Genomic DNA, 16,407 nt, shown 5'->3' with positions numbered 1-16,407 from the left:
GTGAGGGGAAAGCTTTGGGCGGTGGGGGATTTCAGGCCTGATCAGAAAAGGGAGGGGCTTTACTGCAATTCGATCAAGACTTCCACGTCCGGCCAACGTTTTGTGACCGGTTGGATTGAGGGGCGGGCGATCACCTTGCAGAAAAGCTTACTGTCAGTGGAGATGGACTCAAGGTAGATCGGGGTAGTGAGAACCTCGGTAGTATTTTTTTCGTCTTTACTGACCGGGATGGTCACGAGCACGGTTTCTGGGGTAACGGTAATTTTTTTGATTTTCAAATTGCCGGGGAGTTTACCGATGATTTGCGGCGTAATGGGCACATTTTTTTCCATCACGGCGGCTAGGGTGAGTTTGAGCTGTTGAGGTGAGGTGTCCAGCAAGGTGACGCCCTTGGGGAGGCGCATATTTTCACTGGTGATGATAATGGTTTGGCTCCCCTTGGCCATTTTGGATAAATCGATTTTAACGCTGGGCGGGTTGGTTGCCAGGTTGTCGATTTCGGATTTGGGTCCCGAGAGATACAGTTTGATTTCGTTGGCTTTTTCTCCCACGAGGACCAAGTCCTCAGACGGTGCGGTGTAATCAATATTCACCGGTAGGACACGTTCCACCACTTCGCGCTGCGAGACGATCAGGGTTGACCAGAAAACCACCGCGATGATCAGGCTGGCTGCAACTTGAAAGAGCGTTCTTTTGCGTATTCGAGGAGTGCTATCCCTTCCGAGAAACCCCATCTCCCGTTGATGCGTGATAATAGCCCGGGTTATCTCGTCTGCATTCCGCAGCGGCCGCACTTCGCCGTTGCTGAATGCAGTGACCTTGCCCCGTTCCTCGGAAACCACCAGCGCCAGGGAGTCGGTCTGTTCCGCGAGGCCCATGGCTGCATGGTGACGGGTGCCGTAATCCTCGGAAAGTCTGGCGGATTGCGACATGGGTAGCCGGACGCCGAATTGGGTCAGCTTGTTGCCATCGATGATGACGGCGCCGTCATGGCCCGGAGAATTCGGATCAAAAATACTTAATATCAGAGGGATGCTGGGGACGGCATTGAGCTGGTATCCCCCTGATATTTTGTCGTTGATCGGTTCTTTTCCGGGGAAAACGAGTATGGCGCCGCACCGCTCTTGGGCTAGTTTTATCAGGGTTTCGCCGATCAAGGATTGCAGGGCGCTATCCCGGTCTTTGAGCCGATGCGGCGGCACCGAAACCGCTTTTTCCAGAACCTTACGAAGTTCCGGTTGAAAAATGATGATCAGGCCGAGCACGGCCACGTTGCTGACGTTATGGTAAATCCACTCAATGCCTTTGAGATTGAGGGCGTTGGCCAGAATGAACACCACCAGCGCCATCAGGATGCCGGCCATGATCTTCCAGGTGCCAAGGCGCAGCAGGGTCCGGTAGAGGAAAAAGAGACCGGCGGCAATCAGGAGAATGTCCAGGATCGCTCGCCAGGTGAAGAGTTCGAATGTGAGAGCAACGGCATGCCCCATGAAAGAGTTCCTTGTGCGTATGGGAGGTCTTATGCGTGGTGCGCCCGATGGCGGGCTGTCTTTTGCTGGATCTGGTCCTCTGCATGGGGCAGCAAATTCGTGACAAAGAGGGCGTTCACCAGTGCGGCAAAGATAGTAAGGATGATTATAGCAGAAACCAACCGATGGGCGAAGAAATTTTCTCTTTCCTTTTTACCGGGTTATCCTAAGGTGACGCGTCTGTTTGGGGTGACAAAGCGTTGTTGAACTCGACGGGCAGGCTCATGGACTAAAAGGCGGGCGAGTGGATCGTCGTGTCCGGAGCCTTCCTCGCCTCGGGATGATGGTGAAAAAAACTTGCTTTTTCGAGGTGAGCGGGTATTATTTGCGGTTACTGTAATTTGACTTTTTTTTTGAGGAGATGATACCATGGCCCGTACTTGTGAAATTTGTGGCAAAGGCCCCTCGACCGGAAACAACGTCAGCCACGCCCATAATAAGACCCGTCGTCGTTGGCTGCCCAACCTGCAGAGAGTTCGGATGCTCACCCGTAATGGTGGCACTGTGCATATCAACGCCTGCACCCGTTGTATCCGTTCGGGAGCTGTTGTTAAGCCTGCCTGAACCCGATTTTTGAAAAAGGCGAGGTGGCTAGTTCCTCTCGCCTTTTTTTTATGTCCACTGATATCGATGTTGCTGACTGCACTGCGGAGAATTCCATGAGCGACGATCAGGTTCGTTTCTTGCCCTACGAAGAGGCCTCGCGCCTAGTAGCCGCCATTCAGGAAGAAGAGGATCTCGATGATCCGAGTCGCCGGGTTCTCACTGTTTATAGCCACCAGGACAAAGAACTCTGCTGGTTCGATTTTGAGGAAGTGATGCGCGATGCCGGAGTGCAAAAAAACGATCCGGACTCCAAAGAAAAGGTGACAGCGTACATCATGCACCACATACCCGAATGGGCCCTGGAAATCTGAAATTGGCTTCTTTGGTCTCTTACAGCACCCCTTCGGGCATCTCCGCAGGGTATTCCCCGCCTAGTATATACCCACCGTCGATTCGCAGAACTGTACCGGTGAGAAAATCGGCATCCCGGATCAGAAAAAGAACGGCTTGGGCGACCTCTTCCGGCGTACCTGTTCGTTGCAGCAGCGTATGCCGCAACAGATCGTGACGCTGGTGCTCTGTCAGTAAAGCCCAGCCTCTTGTGCCCGGCCCGTGCCGGGAATCGATGAGACCCAGCATGATTTCGTTGACCCGGATGGACGGCGCGCCTAATCTGGCCCATGTTTCGGTCAGTGAAGCCACGCCCCGGTTGGCGGCGGCATAGCCGTCGTTGAACAAAAGGCCTGCTGGACCGGACCTGCCAATGATCCCTGCAATTGAGGAGACGTTCACCACCACCGCTTCCGGGTTTCGGCGAAGCAGGGGCAGGGCCTGGGTGAAGACCATCCATTTGGCGTGCAGGGTGGTGTCTATTTCCAGTTGCCATTGTCCGGAGTTGACCTCGCGCTCATAATCTCCGTGCAGAATCGGCATGCCGCCGCGCTCAATGTTGTTGATGAGGATGTCCAGGCCGCCAAAGCTGCCGTCGATGGCGATCATGAGACCTGCTACCTCGTCCGCTTGGCGCAGATCGACTCGCATCAGCAGATGGCCACCCTGTGTGCCGCCGAATTCCTCTTCCAAGACGGACACCGATTCGGGCCAATCGAACCAGGGCAGGATCAACTGCAGTCCCTGGCCGGCGAGCATTCGGGCAACGGCTAGGCCGACGCCGCGCGAGGCCCCGAGCACCAACGCTCTTTTTCCGGCAATATGCATCTTGTTTCCCCTCCCCGTATACACTATATTTTGAGAATTCTTTCTGTTTTGTACACCAAAGCCAAAGGTTCGACAATGAAGCAAACCCTGATTTCGAAATCCGGCCTCGTCTTTCTTGCCCTGCTGTCGATGTTTTGTTTGCCGCTCGATTGGGCTCAAGGCACCGATAATGCTCCGGTTCAATCTTCCTGTCTCTCCATCGGTTGGCCCCAGGATGCCAGTGATCTTCAACCGGATCCAGCCCTGGTGTACGGCAGGTTTGCCAACGGCCTGCGCTACGTGCTCATGGCGAATGGAGAACCGAAAAACCGTGTGGCGCTTTATATCAACATCCAGGCCGGATCGATCCACGAAGCCGATGGACAGCGGGGTGTAGCCCATTTTCTCGAGCACATGCTCTTCAACGGCACCACCCATTACCCACCAGGAACCCTGATCGAGTATTTTCAGTCACTGGGCATGACCTTTGGCGGCGATACCAATGCGCACACCGGCTTTGACGAGACGGTGTATAATCTGCTGCTGCCTTCAGGTGAGGCCAAGGTTCTGTCGGAAGGATTCAAGGTCCTGGCCGATTATGCCAGGGGGGCGCTCCTGCAGGAACAGGAGGTGGATCGAGAGCGGGGGATCATTCTGGCGGAAAAACGAAGCCGCGATTCTGCCGCCTCCCGGGTGGCAAAAAAACAGTTGCAGTTCGATTTTGCTGGAACTCTGGTGGCCCAGCGCGATCCCATCGGCACCGAAGAAGTGCTGAAGATCGCCGATAGCCGCTTGCTTCGTTCTTACTATGATCGCTGGTATCGACCGGGAAATATGATTGTTGTGGTGGTCGGCAACATCCAGCCGCAAGAAACCGTTCAATTGCTGGAAGATGCGTTTGCCGGTTTGAAGGGTGTGGGAGAGATCGGCGCATGTCCCGATTTTGGTCAGGTACGGGAGGCTGGGACTGACATTCTGGTCGTTCCTGAGCCTGAATTGGGGTACACCGGGCTCTCCCTGAGCACGGTGTTCAACCTCCAGCCCCGTGTCGACACCTTAGGCTGGGAGATCGAGCAGTTGCGGCAGTACCTCGCCGTTGCTCTTCTGGCCAATCGTCTGGAGCAGTTGGAGCAGCGTCCGGACAGTCCCTTTGCCCAGCCGAGGGCCCAATCCGGCATTTTTCTTCGGCGTTTTGGCTATGCTACGCTTGTCGCCCGGACCGAAACCGACAAGTGGCGGCAAGGGTTGACGCTTCTGCAAGCATCCCTTGCCCAGGCCCTGAAGGACGGATTCTCCGAGGCGGAGTTGGCCAGAGGGAAGCGGGAGGTCGCAGCCTTGCTGGAAAAAGCCGTGCAGACAGCTCCCTCCCGCGACAGCAAGCAGCTTGCCGAAGAAATCATCCGCAAGCTCAATGATCAGGAAGTGATCCTGAGTCCTGCGCAGGAGATGGCCACCTATGGGCCCGTGCTCGAAAAAATGTCGCTGGCCGAGGTCAATGCAGCCTTTCGTCAGCTCTGGAGCCGGCAGCGCAGGCTGGTTGAATTGGTGGGGGCCGTTGAGCCGAATCTGAGTGTGGAGCAGGCAGAAAAACAGCTCCGGGAGCTTTATCAAGCCAACGAAGTCAAGCCTGTGGCCGCCTGGGTGGAGGGCCAACGCGCGCTCTTTCCTTACCTGGAATCGCCGTCTGTTCCGGCGCCGATTGTGGAGCAGATAAGTCACAAGGAGATCGGGGTGGAAAGCTTTCTGCTCAAGGGCGGGGTTCGCCTGAATGTCAAGACCACCGATTTCCAGGCCAAGCAAGTACTGCTTTCCGTCCAGTTTGGTAAGGGCAAGCAAGCTGAACTGGCGGACGGTTTGGCTCTGGTTGCCGAGGCTGTGATCAAGGAGAGCGGCATTGGTAAGTTGACTCGGGAGCAACTGGCGGAAGCCTTGGCCGGTTCAAATGTTGCCTTGGAGTTCAAGGTGGGTCCGGAGAGTTTCTCTTTTAACGGCAGCAGTTTACGTAACGAATTTGAGTTGCTGCTGCAATTGGTCCGGCACCGGCTCAACGATCCGGCTTATAGCCCAGAGGCTTTTCGCCGCAGTCGGGAAAACCTGCGCCGGATGTATGATCAACTGGCCAGCTCGGTGGAAGGCGTTCAGCAGGTGCAGGGTGAGCGGTTCTTGGCAGGGGCAAGTCCGGAATACGGGCTAGCCGCTTGGGAGCAGGTGGAGAAGATCGATCTTGCCCAGATTAGGGATTGGCTGACGCCGATTTTTGCAAGGGAGCCGCTGGAAATCAATGTGGTCGGCGATATTGAGCCGCAGGAGGCGGTGCGTCTGGTTGCCAGGTATTTTGGCGAGACCCAGCGCGGCCAGGAGGATGCCTCCCCTGGAAAACCGATTATCTTTCCCGCCGGTGAGCAACGGCTTCTGCATGTGGCCAGTTCCATTGACAAGGCGTTCTTGACCGTGGCCTGGAAAACAAGCGATTTTTGGGATATTGCCCGCACCCGGAGGCTCAATTTGCTCGCCGCCGTTCTCGACGACCGGCTGCGGGTCAAGATTCGCGAGGAGTTGGGGGCCACCTATTCTCCCCATGTGAGCAGTCAGCCCAGCCGGGCCCATGCGGAATTTGGCCTGATGAAGGGGAGCCTGATCGTTGCCCCGGAGCAGGCGGAACCTTTGGCCAAGGTCATCAAGGAGGTGGCCGGCAGCCTGGGTAGCAAAGGCGTCAGCGAGGATGAGTTGCACCGTGCTCTGGAGCCAACCCTGACCTCGATCAAGGACATCAAGCGCAACAACCGGTACTGGATGGAATCCGTCTTGAATCTGTCGGGCCGTCATCCGCAGCAATTGCGTTGGCCACTGTCGATCAGCGAGGGATTTGCCGAGATCAAAGCGGAGGAGTTGACTGCCTTAGCGCGGCAGTATCTGGTGCCGGATCAGGCGGCTACGGTGATTGTCAGTCCGGGGGGCGCAAAGAGCGCTCCTCCCCTCTCGCAATAAGCGCAGGCGGGGAAGGAGCCGTTCATCCGGCCAGCCAGACTGCGATATTTTGGGCCTGATTGAGGGTCTTGTCGGAGACGCCCTTGAGCTGACCTTTGGCGAGATCCCGCCGCCGGCGGCCGATGACGATGGTGCCGCAGTGGTGCTGTTTTGCCTGCCGCAGTAAATCGGTGCCCACGTCGATGTGCATCTGGGCGGGCAACTGGGTGATGCGGTGTCGGGGGATACCACTGTCGGCCAACAATTGGGCGTGGGCGTAAAAGAGAAAATTCTCCAGATCAAGGTATTGATCGCACCATGATTGACCCCATTGGCCATGAAAATCTTCCGCCTTGGCCGGTTGCTGGCTGCCGAAAACCGCATTGGAGTGATAGAGGTAGATCTCCGCTCCCGGATGGTCCTTGAGCATGAAGGCAAGGTGGTCCGCCGCCATCAGCGAGGATGGGTGGCTTTGGACGGCAAGCAGGAAGCGGGAAGCGTTGACATTACCGTCAATGATCCAGAGCGGCACCTTGTGGCATTTTTCAATCAACTCGCCCGAGGTGCTGCCGAAAAACATGCTGCCCATGGCTCCCAACCCACGGCGGCCGATGAGGACACTGTCGTAATTACCGCGCTCGGCCTCCTCACGGATGGCTGCGCTGATTCCGGAGGCAAATTTTACCCGGGATTCGATCCGTTCCCTGGCAAACCCGTTGCGGACCAGCCTCTCCTCGGCATCCTTGAGCTGCTTGCGGGCTGAGTGCGCCCGTTTTTCCGATTCGGGTGATTGGCTGCGATGCGGATCGACATCAAACATCCAGTCCTTGCCACCCCCTCCACTTGAAACCACGCTCAGCAGGTGGATGGCAAGGCTGCGATCCGGTCCGAAGAATTTTGCCAGATAATCAAGGCTGTTGCTACTGTAGACCGAACCGTCGACAGCCACCAGAATGGTTTTTTCCATCTCTTTCTCCTTGGCGTTCCATGCACGTTTCTGAGGATTTGCCCATGGTGGGATTGGTAATCGAGCATTACATGGCGAGAAAATAATACAGAATGGCAACCAGGGCTATGCTTAAGGCCCTGAAACTCTGGCTGAAAAAGATCAGTTCTGCTGCCAATACCGGTTTGAAGATGCCGGCATAGTAAGGATATTGATGGCGGATGGCTCGGATAGGCGAGGAGAGGATGTTGCCGATCAACAACACCAGCACGATTTCCTCCATGCGCATCGAACCGTTGGCCAGAAGCGCACCGGCGGCGGCCAGACCGGCAGTGAATTCGGCGGCCATCTGAAAGGTGAGGATAGACAGAGCCTGGGGGGAAAGCCAGGACAGCCAGGAGAGATGCTGCCCCATGAAACGTTCGGCGGCTGTAAAGAATCCAGCCTCGGTGAGCGCGTAAAACAGGATATAGATGGGGACGGTATAACTGACGATCTTGCGGATGCGGCGTTTGAACCGTTTGAGACTATTGCGCAGGGCCGAGCGAAAGGGGTTGGCCGGGGCCGGCGGCAGCTCAGTCTGCACGCTCTCGCTGTTGTCGACGGGCAGCAGCACTCGTCCCAGCAAGGCAATAAACAAGGTTCGCAGGACCGCAGCACTCACGGTCAAGCCGATGTAAATGAAGGCCGCGCCCTTGATAATGGGAACGGCAATGAAAAACGTTGTCGGCAGGTGAAGGAAATTGCTCGGTAGGCTGTTGAAGAGGTTGGCCAGGATCAACTCCTTGCGGCTTAACTGCTGGTTATTATACCCCTCGGCCAGCATGGTGTTGGCGGCCATCCCAGAGAAGAAACACACCGAGAAGGATGCGCCGGTCAACGGCGAGAGATGGCCGAGCTTGGTCAACGGGCGGGCGACGACTGCCAGTTTTCTGGTCCAGTTAAGCGACTCAATAAACAGGGCCGCCAGTAAGCCAATGGCGAGATAGATGAGCAGGCGCAGCAGCGGCCAGCCAAGGTGGAGCCAGAGATGGGTCAGGGTTTCCTGGGTAATCATGGGGGCAACGTAAGGCGATTTTTTTTAGTCGTTTTGGGAGATATCCGTGCGACAGTCGGCAAGCGGGTGCGGCCGCGTGGATAACAGTTTCTTGAGGCGGAACTATATACCAGATGGAGCAGAGAGCAAGAGGACACTGTGAAACGGGTCATTACCACTGAGAAAATTCCCCTCCTGCTCTGGCTCGACGAGCTGGATGAGGAAACCCTGGGACAGGCACGAAACCTGGCCAACCTGCCGTGCGCCTTTCACCACATAGCCCTGATGGCCGATGCCCATGTCGGCTATGGCATGCCGATCGGCGGCGTCTTGGCAACCACCGGGGTTGTCATCCCCAACGCGGTCGGGGTCGACATTGGCTGCGGCATGCGGGCGGTCCGTACCGGCCTTGCCGAGATGGAAACTCCGCTGCTGAAAAAAATCCTCACCGGGCTTCGCGCTGCTATTCCAACGGGGTTCAAACACCACGGCAAGCCCCAGCCGGCACAGGCTCTGCCCGATCCCGGCGAGAGGGAACGCGATCTGCCGGTGGTGGCGGAGGAATTCGAAAGTGCTCGTCACCAGATCTGTACCCTTGGGGGCGGAAACCATTTCATCGAGATCCAACGGGGCAGCGACAACCGGATCTGGTTGATGGTCCACTCCGGCAGTCGGAACCTTGGCTTCAAGGTGGCCGGTCATTACAACAAACTGGCAGAGCAGCTGTCCAAGAAAAGGGGCAAGGAGGCGGTTCCCAAGGAGTGGCAACTGGCCGTTTTGCCGCTCGACTCAGCCGAGGGACAGCGTTATCTCCGGGAGATGGACTACTGCGTCGCTTTTGCCCGCGCCAACCGGGGCGAGATGATGACCGCGCTCCAAGAGATCGTTGTTGAGGTGACCGGTTGCGATCAATTTGACGAGCCCCTGGATGTGGCTCACAACTATGCCGCCCGAGAAACTCATTTTTTCAAGGAGGTCTGGGTGCACCGCAAGGGTGCCACCCGTGCCTTCCTTGGCGAGCACGGCATTATTCCGGGGTGCCAGGGCAGCCGCAGTTTTATTGTCCGGGGGCTGGGCAATCCGCAGTCGTTCATGTCCTGCTCGCACGGCGCCGGGCGGCTTCTCGGTCGAAAGCAGGCGCAACGGGTGCTCAACCTGCGCGAGGAAATCGACAAGCTCGACACCCAACACGTCCTCCACTCCCTCCGCCACCGCAGCGATCTCGAGGAGGCACCGGGTGCCTACAAGGACATCGGCGAGGTCATCGCCAACCAACGCGACCTGATCGAGGTCGTGGTCGCATTGCAGCCGCTGGCGGTGCTCAAGGGGTAACGATCCAACGTCTATTGGAAGGAGAGGGTTGAGAGCGGGAGCAGGCAGTGGCTATAGAGACCCCTGGGGTCGCTGCTGTGCAGCAAAAAGTCCAATTGTTCTGCCGCCGGTCGCCGCAACGGGGCCGGCACCAGGGGGGAATGGAGCAGTCGGGCCGCCATGGCCTCGACCGGTTGTTCCGCCCGTTTAAAACGTTCCAGAAAGTTGTCGGGAGTCAGTTCAATAAAAAATCCGTTCTCCTCGGGAACCTGTGCTCGTTTGGCCGCTTCAGCAATGGCCTCTTGCAGATTGCCGAGCTTATCGACCAGGCCCAGCTTGAGGGCGGTTTCGCCATCCCAGACCCGGCCTTCAGCGATTTTTTCCACCTGCGCCGCGCTCATCTTCCGGCCCTTGGCTACGATGTCGATGAATCGGCGGTAGCCCTGCTCGACATCCATTTGTAAAGCGGCTCTCTCCTTGTCGCTCATGGCGGTGGTCAGGTTGCCGAAATGGGCGATGTCGGTGGTGCCGACGCCGTCGCCGTGGATGCCGAGATGGGCCAGGGTCTTTTCCACCGTGGGGATGGCCCCGAAAATACCAATCGAACCGGTGAGGGTGGTCGGCGAAGCCACGATAGCATCGGCGTCAGCCGCCAGCCAGTACCCCCCCGAGGCCGCCATGGCGCCCATGGAAACCACCACTATTTTCCCATCTTTTTTGGCCGCGACCAGTTCCTCGCGAATCAGTTCAGAGGCAAAGGCGCTACCGCCGCCGGTGCTGATGCGCAGGACAATGGCCTTGACCCGCACATCTTGCCTTGCCTTGCGGATGCGCTTGATCAGGTCGTCGGCACCAATCTGGCCGACAGCATTGTCGCCGGGCATGATGGTACCGGAGGCGGTGATGATGCCGATCAAGTTATTCTTGTTTGGAATGTCCGCATAGGAAGGAGAGACTGTTTCGAGATAGTCGTTGAATCCGATGTGGTTGTAACTTTTTTTGTCCTTTGAGAGGCCGACCTGCTCCTTGATGAGCTCTTCCATCTCCTGATGGGTTTTCAAACCATCGACCAGGCCAGTGGTCAAGGCGAGTTGGCTGCGGTCGCCGCCCACCGAAGCCAGTTGGGCGACCAGCTGGTTGATGTTGTCGGTAAGAATAGCCGGCTCGAGTTTGCGGTGCTTGGCGATATCGGCACAGTAGGCGGTCCAGAGGTTACCGAGCCACAGGCTGTTGGCCTCCTTGTCCTCGGGCGACATATTGTTGCGAAGAAAAGGCTCCACTGCCGACTTGAAGGTCCCTACGCGAAAGACATGGAAATTGACGGCCAGTTTGTCAAGCATCTCCCGTAAGTAGAGCCGGAAAACCGAAAAACCGCGAATGTTGACCGCTCCCATGGGGTGAAGGTAGATTTTGTCCGCCCAGGAGGCCAGGTAATACTGCGCCTGATTAAAGTTGTCGCCCACTGCAATGACTTTCTTACCGGTCTGCTTGAAGATGTCGATGGCCGCGCCGATGGTCCGGATCTGGTCGAGGCTGGCATCGCCCATGCGGTTGGTGTTGATAACCAGCAGCTTGATCCGCCGGTCATCGGTGGCGGTCGAGACCGCATCAATGATGTCCTGGAGAAAGGTTTCTTCATGGAGAGGCGCCCCGGAAACCCGGCTCAACACCCTGGTCATCGGGTCCATGGGCGATCGCTCCTCGACGATGTCGCCCTCAGGGGCCAGGACGAGAGCGCTTTGCAGCGGTACGTGAACCTTGGGCGTGTACAGCGCCACAGACAGGCCGATCAGGACAAAACTGAGAAAAACGAGATTGGACAACACCGTCAAGCCGGAGCTGAGGAACTTCCACAGCCAGACGAAGGGGCGGGTGAGAATGTAGAAAAAACGTTTCATTGAGGCGGCTCCTTCATGGCGGAACAAGATGAGGGGAAAGAGGGAATTCAGGGCGTAGGGCGTTTGTTCTCCTCGGGAAAGAGAGCTTCTGGCCGGTCTCGGCGTATTCCATGCCGGGAACGCGAATCTGGCCTGTTGAGCACTCTCCATGCAATAGCGTGTCATCATACCATTCTTTTCCAGCAACAGGAATATGCAGTTTGTCGCCCGGCAAGAAAGTGAAAAAGGGTTTCCTGGTAAAGGAAGAGCCGGATGAATGGCGACGCGAGGCCGATGAAAAGACAGCTCTAGTACCAAAGTACAATGGACGGATTCTTGCCAAAAGCGTAGCGTACCAAAACAGATAATTTTTCACCCATAAGGGGAGGATTGACACATGGCGACTGGAAATATGCAGCCTGTAGGCAAGGCGGTCATTGTTTATGGCACGGTTAAGGCTGTTTCCGCTGGAGGTTTCGAACGGATACTGACCCCTAATAGTGTGATTTATGCCCACGAACGGATCGTCACCGGCCCGGATGGCAGCGTCTCCATAGCCTTTGCCAACAATCCCGCCCAGCTTGTGCTGGGTCGGATGTCCGATGTTGCGGTTGACGAGGACGTCTATGCTCATGCAGCACCCGGAGAGGTTGGCGATTCAATTGCCCAGGTTCAAGATATCCAAACCGCGCTTCAGCAGGATGGAAATTTTGATCCGACCGTGGACTTGCCTCCACCCGCGGCAGACGCCGGCGTTGCCGGAACAGCGGCCAAGGGGGGAGGTCGGCAGGTCGTCATTTTTACCGCCGATCAGATGGAGGTTACCCCCGACTCCGGCGCGGAAACCTCGGGCATCGGCCTGACTTTTCTTGATCCCCCTCCCGGTGCTCTCCCTGATGAGGAGCCCGTGGCTATATCCACTGCTACAGCCACGGTGACCGCTGATGACAGCCCGAGTCTTGCCATTGGAAACCAATCGGTGACCGAGGCGGACGGACTGGATAGCGTCACCGGTACCTTGAACTTTGGTTACGGCGCAGACGGTGCAGGGAGTCTGGCGATGAGCGCTGACGGGGCCATCTGGGATCCGGCGACGCGGACGCTGACCGGGGCTGGCAACGCCTGGACGCTGGTGGTGAACGATGGCGGCACCTATACCTTCACGCAGAATGCAGCGCTGATGCACGGACCTGATGGTTCAGCCACGGACGATGCTTTGGATATAGTGGTAACTGCAACGGTGACGGACAGCGATGGCGACAACATCAGTCGTGATCTCACGATCACCGTAAGCGATGATAGTCCATCCCTTACGGTGAGCACCAACCTGTCTGTAGCCGATGCGAATGCTGGTACGGCTTTAGGGGTCGTGACCGGAACGCTGAGCTTTGATTACGGTGCTGACGGGGCAGGGGGGCTGGCGTTGAGCGCTGATGGGGCCATCTGGGATTCGTTGGCGCGAACACTGACCGGAGCCGATGACGCCTGGACGCTGGTGGTGAACGATGGCGGTACCTATACCTTCACGCAGAATGCAGCGCTGGCGCATGGACCTGATGGATCCGCCACGGACGATGCTATAGCTGTCGTGGTAACGGCAACGGTGACGGACAGCGATGGCGACAGCGTCAGCCGTGACATTACGATCAGGGTGAACGATGACAATCCAGGAATTACTGTCAGTACCAACCGGGCTGTTTATGATGAGAAAGCAGGAACTGCTTTAGGGTCTGTAACTGGAACGCTGAGGGTTAATTATGGTGCTGATGGAGCGGGAAACCTGGAACTGCGAGCCGATGGTGCCAATTGGAATCCGGTGACGCAGACGCTGACCGGAGCTGATGATGCTTGGCGGCTGGTGGCGAACAATAACGGCACCTACACTTTTACCCAACTGAAAGCGCTCACTCACGGACCTGATGGCTCAGCCACGGACGACGAATTAAGAATTGTAGTGACGGCAACGGTAACAGATAGTGACGGCGACACCTTGAACCAGGATATCTTTATCCGGGTGGTCGACGATGTTCCGCAGGCAGTTGACGATACCAACAGCATCGCCGAAGACACCGCCTCGCCGATCACGGGCAATGTCTTGGAGAACGACCTGCATGCCAATGGCCAACCCGGGGCGGACACGCCGACGAGTTTTGTCAGTTGGGCAAGCACGGCCGCCGCCTACGGGACCTTCACCGACACCGGCAGCGGCACCTACAGCTATGCCCTTGATAACGCCATCCCCGCAGTCCAGGGTTTGGGAGCGGGCGAGAAGCTGACGGAGACCTTCAGCTATACGCTGCAGGACGCCGACGGTGACCCCGCCACGACGACCTTGACGATCACGATCACCGGCACGAACGACGCACCGGTTGCGGTGAATGACCCGTACACGATGTCTGAAGACGGTACGGCGATCATCCTCAATCCGTTGACCGGCGACAGCGATGTTGACGGCGACCCGCTGACGGTGACCAGCATCAACGGCACGCCGTTGACCCCTGGGACGGCGCAGACGATCCTGGTGACTGGCGGCACGGTGAATGTCAGCGAGACGGGTGTGATCACGTTCAGTCCTGATGCCAACTTCAACGGAGAGGTGAGCTTCCCGTATGCTATCAGCGACGGGCAGGGCGGCACGGCGACGGCGAACCAGGTGATCACGGTTGATCCGGTGAACGACGCACCGGTTGCGGTGAATGACCCGTACACGATGTCTGAAGACGGTACGGCGATCATCCTCAATCCGTTGACCGGCGACAGCGATGTTGACGGCGACCCGCTGACGGTGACCAGCATCAACGGCACGACGCTGACCCCTGGGGCGGCGCAGACGATCCTGGTGACTGGCGGCACGGTGAATGTCAGCGAGACGGGTGTGATCACGTTCAGTCCTGATGCCAACTTCAACGGAGAGGTGAGCTTCCCGTATGCTATCAGCGACGGGCAGGGCGGCACGGCGACGGCGAACCAGGTGATCACGGTTGATCCGGTGAACGACGCACCGGTTGCGGTGAATGACTATCTAACCGGGACGGAAGACGTTGCCCGGACGATAACGGTAGCCGACCTGTTCGATACTGATGGAACCGGAACAGAGAACGACCATGACGCAGACTCCTCATCGTTTACGAGCATTACTATCACCGATGTTGGAGCCCACGCTAAGCTACAGCTCAATGGAGTGGACGTAGCTGCCGGTCGAGAAGTTTTGGTGGCGGATATTACTGCTGGCCATTTGCAGTTTGTTCCGGATCGTGACTTCAGTGGTGACACCACCTTCACGTACACGGTGAGCGACGGTACGCTGTCGAGCAACGAGGCGACTGTGACGATCGGTTTTGCCCCGGTTGTGGATGTGCCTGATGTCCCACCACCGGTTCTGGGCATGCCGAATATGGTGTACACCACCATCAACAACAGCAATGTCACAAGCCCCGGCCTAGGCTTTACCGTGAAGGCATACGATCTCAACGGTAACGTTGGCAGCATCGCCGTTAGATCAGAAGGAACTCCCACAGGTTTCGGAGTTGCGGGGAATGCATCCGGTGATGCTATGGAACTTGGTCAGTCAAGGGGATTGTCAGAGAAAATCACCGTCGTTTTTGATACGCCGGTCTCTGAAGCGACCCTTCGTTTTGCCTGGTTGGCAAGCAATGAACTGGCGGAATACAAGCTCTACGATGCCAATGGCCAACAGATCGGTGGTGCAATCGTGCGCGGCATAACCGATAGAGTTGATGATCCGATAACGCTGCGTGGAAGCGCCGGCACGCTGATTAGTAAGATTGAATTTACAGCACCAACCAATGGAGGGGATAACGACTATCTGATTCACGATATCAGTTTTGTTACCGGTACAGTCTATCCGATTGATCTGACTGTGGCGCCTACGGACATTGACTTTTCAGAATCGGTTGTCAGTATTGGTCTGTCAATCCCAGATGGCGCCAGTTTGTCCAGGGGAACGGAAAACTCGGATGGCACCTGGGTTCTGCCTTTGATGAGCGATGGCAGCTACTCCGTTACCATTGATCCAGTGACCCATGCAGTGACGATTGATGGACTGGAAATGACGGTTCCCGGCAACATTAGCACGCACCCTGACGTGTCAGTGATTGTCACCGTTGAAGACAGTGCGAGTGGCGGTTTAACAGACACCAACACTTTCATTATTGGCACTGACAGCGCTAATATCCTAGCCGGTGGTGCCGGTGAAGAAACCTTGATTGGCGGTGGCGGTAACGATAGCTTGCATGGTGGTGGCGGTGATGACGTCCTCATTGGCGGTGCCGGTGCAGATACTATTGACGGAGGAGCCGGTAATGATACTGTATCCTATACAGGTTCAAGCGCAGGTGTTGCGGTGACGCTTCATGACACCAATCCAGCAACGGTCAGCGGTGGGGATGCTCAAGGGGATACAGTGACGAATGTTGAAAACATCACTGGAAGTGCACATGATGACACGCTGACTGGCAATAGTAGCAATAACATTTTGGATGGTGCTGCCGGGAACGACACCCTTGCCGGTGGAGGCGGGGATGACACCTTAATAGGTGGCAGTGGTAATGATACCTTAACTGGTGGCAGTGGCGCTGATACCTTCAAGGTTGGTGAAGGCCACGATACTATTACGGATTACAATCCGGGTGATACTGTGGATATCAGCAATGTGATTGATAGCCCCGTAGATGATCACTCCCGGCTTGGGGTTATCGATGATGGCGGCGACAACGCGCAATTGGTCATCTATGACGACGCCAGCCACACTACCGCCATCGGCAATGTCACCTTTGACAACGTCGATTTCAGTTCGCTCGACCCCAGTGATCCACTCAACTCGCTGCTGGGTCAGGTGGACATCGACCATACCAAGTAGTCTGCATCCCCAAGCGTGCAACATAAAAACGCAACGGGCATCAGTTGATGCCCGTTGCGTTTTTTTTGTTCGTTGGCCTGGTTCCGGTTTCTTTACTCCTGGGGGCTTGGGACTCCCGC

General features: G+C 56.8%; 11 protein-coding genes. 6 read left to right on the top strand and 5 right to left on the bottom strand.

Annotation, left to right across the window (positions count from 1 at the left end):
- Nucleotides 1-59: 59 nt before the first annotated feature.
- On the bottom strand, nt 60-1,490 hold the full coding sequence (locus ACHZCX_RS06425; RefSeq protein ID WP_319586414.1) for a diadenylate cyclase: 1,431 nt from the start codon (nt 1,488-1,490) through the stop codon (nt 60-62).
- Between the two features lie 35 nt (nt 1,491-1,525).
- Here ACHZCX_RS06425 and ACHZCX_RS06420 point away from each other — a divergent pair, with 35 nt between their 5' ends.
- The 3 genes from ACHZCX_RS06420 to ACHZCX_RS06410 all read left to right on the top strand — a co-directional run bounded on the left by ACHZCX_RS06420 (nt 1,526) and on the right by ACHZCX_RS06410 (nt 2,446).
- The gene (locus ACHZCX_RS06420; protein ID WP_319586413.1) at nt 1,526-1,699 is read left to right on the top strand and encodes a hypothetical protein; all 174 of its coding nucleotides are present in this window, start codon (nt 1,526-1,528) and stop codon (nt 1,697-1,699) included.
- A gap of 199 nt (nt 1,700-1,898) precedes the next feature.
- A complete protein-coding gene (gene rpmB / locus ACHZCX_RS06415) occupies nt 1,899-2,093 on the top strand; it encodes a 50S ribosomal protein L28 (RefSeq protein WP_319586412.1) in 195 nt (64 codons plus the stop codon).
- Nucleotides 2,094-2,188: 95 nt separating this feature from the next.
- Complete coding sequence (locus ACHZCX_RS06410; RefSeq protein WP_319586411.1) at nt 2,189-2,446, top strand: hypothetical protein; 258 nt, start codon at nt 2,189-2,191, stop codon at nt 2,444-2,446.
- A gap of 19 nt (nt 2,447-2,465) precedes the next feature.
- Here ACHZCX_RS06410 and ACHZCX_RS06405 read toward each other — a convergent pair whose 3' ends face one another.
- The gene (locus ACHZCX_RS06405; protein ID WP_319586410.1) at nt 2,466-3,293 is read right to left on the bottom strand and encodes an SDR family oxidoreductase; all 828 of its coding nucleotides are present in this window, start codon (nt 3,291-3,293) and stop codon (nt 2,466-2,468) included.
- A 75-nt stretch (nt 3,294-3,368) separates the two neighbouring features.
- Here ACHZCX_RS06405 and ACHZCX_RS06400 point away from each other — a divergent pair, with 75 nt between their 5' ends.
- Entirely contained in the window at nt 3,369-6,260 is a 2,892-nt protein-coding gene (locus ACHZCX_RS06400; protein ID WP_319586409.1) for an insulinase family protein, read from the top strand.
- 22 nt (nt 6,261-6,282) lie between these two features.
- On the opposite strand, the gene ACHZCX_RS06395 is transcribed toward ACHZCX_RS06400, so the two are convergent.
- Together ACHZCX_RS06395 and ACHZCX_RS06390 are read right to left on the bottom strand one after the other, a co-directional pair.
- Entirely contained in the window at nt 6,283-7,206 is a 924-nt protein-coding gene (locus ACHZCX_RS06395) for a universal stress protein (protein WP_319586408.1), read from the bottom strand.
- A gap of 67 nt (nt 7,207-7,273) precedes the next feature.
- Nucleotides 7,274-8,242 (bottom strand): hypothetical protein, encoded by a 969-nt coding sequence (locus tag ACHZCX_RS06390; RefSeq protein ID WP_319586407.1) that lies wholly within the window; start codon nt 8,240-8,242, stop codon nt 7,274-7,276.
- A gap of 138 nt (nt 8,243-8,380) precedes the next feature.
- On the opposite strand from ACHZCX_RS06390, the gene ACHZCX_RS06385 reads away from it, so the two are divergent.
- Nucleotides 8,381-9,553, top strand: a complete 1,173-nt coding sequence (locus ACHZCX_RS06385; RefSeq protein WP_319586406.1) for an RtcB family protein — start codon at nt 8,381-8,383, stop codon at nt 9,551-9,553.
- 11 nt (nt 9,554-9,564) lie between these two features.
- On the opposite strand, the gene sppA is transcribed toward ACHZCX_RS06385, so the two are convergent.
- Nucleotides 9,565-11,430 carry a signal peptide peptidase SppA gene (gene sppA, locus ACHZCX_RS06380; protein WP_319586405.1) on the bottom strand — a complete coding sequence of 622 codons (1,866 nt, stop codon included), beginning with the start codon at nt 11,428-11,430 and terminating at the stop codon, nt 9,565-9,567.
- Nucleotides 11,431-11,806: 376 nt separating this feature from the next.
- Here sppA and ACHZCX_RS06375 point away from each other — a divergent pair, with 376 nt between their 5' ends.
- On the top strand, nt 11,807-16,288 hold the full coding sequence (locus ACHZCX_RS06375) for an Ig-like domain-containing protein (protein ID WP_319586404.1): 4,482 nt from the start codon (nt 11,807-11,809) through the stop codon (nt 16,286-16,288).
- Nucleotides 16,289-16,407 lie beyond the last annotated feature (119 nt).

The organism is uncultured Desulfobulbus sp. (assembly GCF_963662935.2).
Classification (GTDB): Bacteria; Desulfobacterota; Desulfobulbia; order Desulfobulbales; family Desulfobulbaceae; genus Desulfobulbus.
This window is presented reverse-complemented; position numbering and strand designations above follow the sequence as displayed.

Coding starts and splice junctions, on each gene's coding strand:
- ACHZCX_RS06405 (WP_319586410.1), bottom strand. CDS start 3,293: ATGCATATTGCCGGAAAAAGAGCGTTGGTGCTCGGGGCCTCGCGCGGC.
- rpmB (WP_319586412.1), top strand. CDS start 1,899: ATGGCCCGTACTTGTGAAATTTGTGGCAAAGGCCCCTCGACCGGAAAC.
- ACHZCX_RS06390 (WP_319586407.1), bottom strand. CDS start 8,242: ATGATTACCCAGGAAACCCTGACCCATCTCTGGCTCCACCTTGGCTGG.
- ACHZCX_RS06375 (WP_319586404.1), top strand. CDS start 11,807: ATGGCGACTGGAAATATGCAGCCTGTAGGCAAGGCGGTCATTGTTTAT.
- ACHZCX_RS06395 (WP_319586408.1), bottom strand. CDS start 7,206: ATGGAAAAAACCATTCTGGTGGCTGTCGACGGTTCGGTCTACAGTAGC.
- ACHZCX_RS06425 (WP_319586414.1), bottom strand. CDS start 1,490: ATGGGGCATGCCGTTGCTCTCACATTCGAACTCTTCACCTGGCGAGCG.
- ACHZCX_RS06410 (WP_319586411.1), top strand. CDS start 2,189: ATGAGCGACGATCAGGTTCGTTTCTTGCCCTACGAAGAGGCCTCGCGC.
- sppA (WP_319586405.1), bottom strand. CDS start 11,430: ATGAAACGTTTTTTCTACATTCTCACCCGCCCCTTCGTCTGGCTGTGG.
- ACHZCX_RS06400 (WP_319586409.1), top strand. CDS start 3,369: ATGAAGCAAACCCTGATTTCGAAATCCGGCCTCGTCTTTCTTGCCCTG.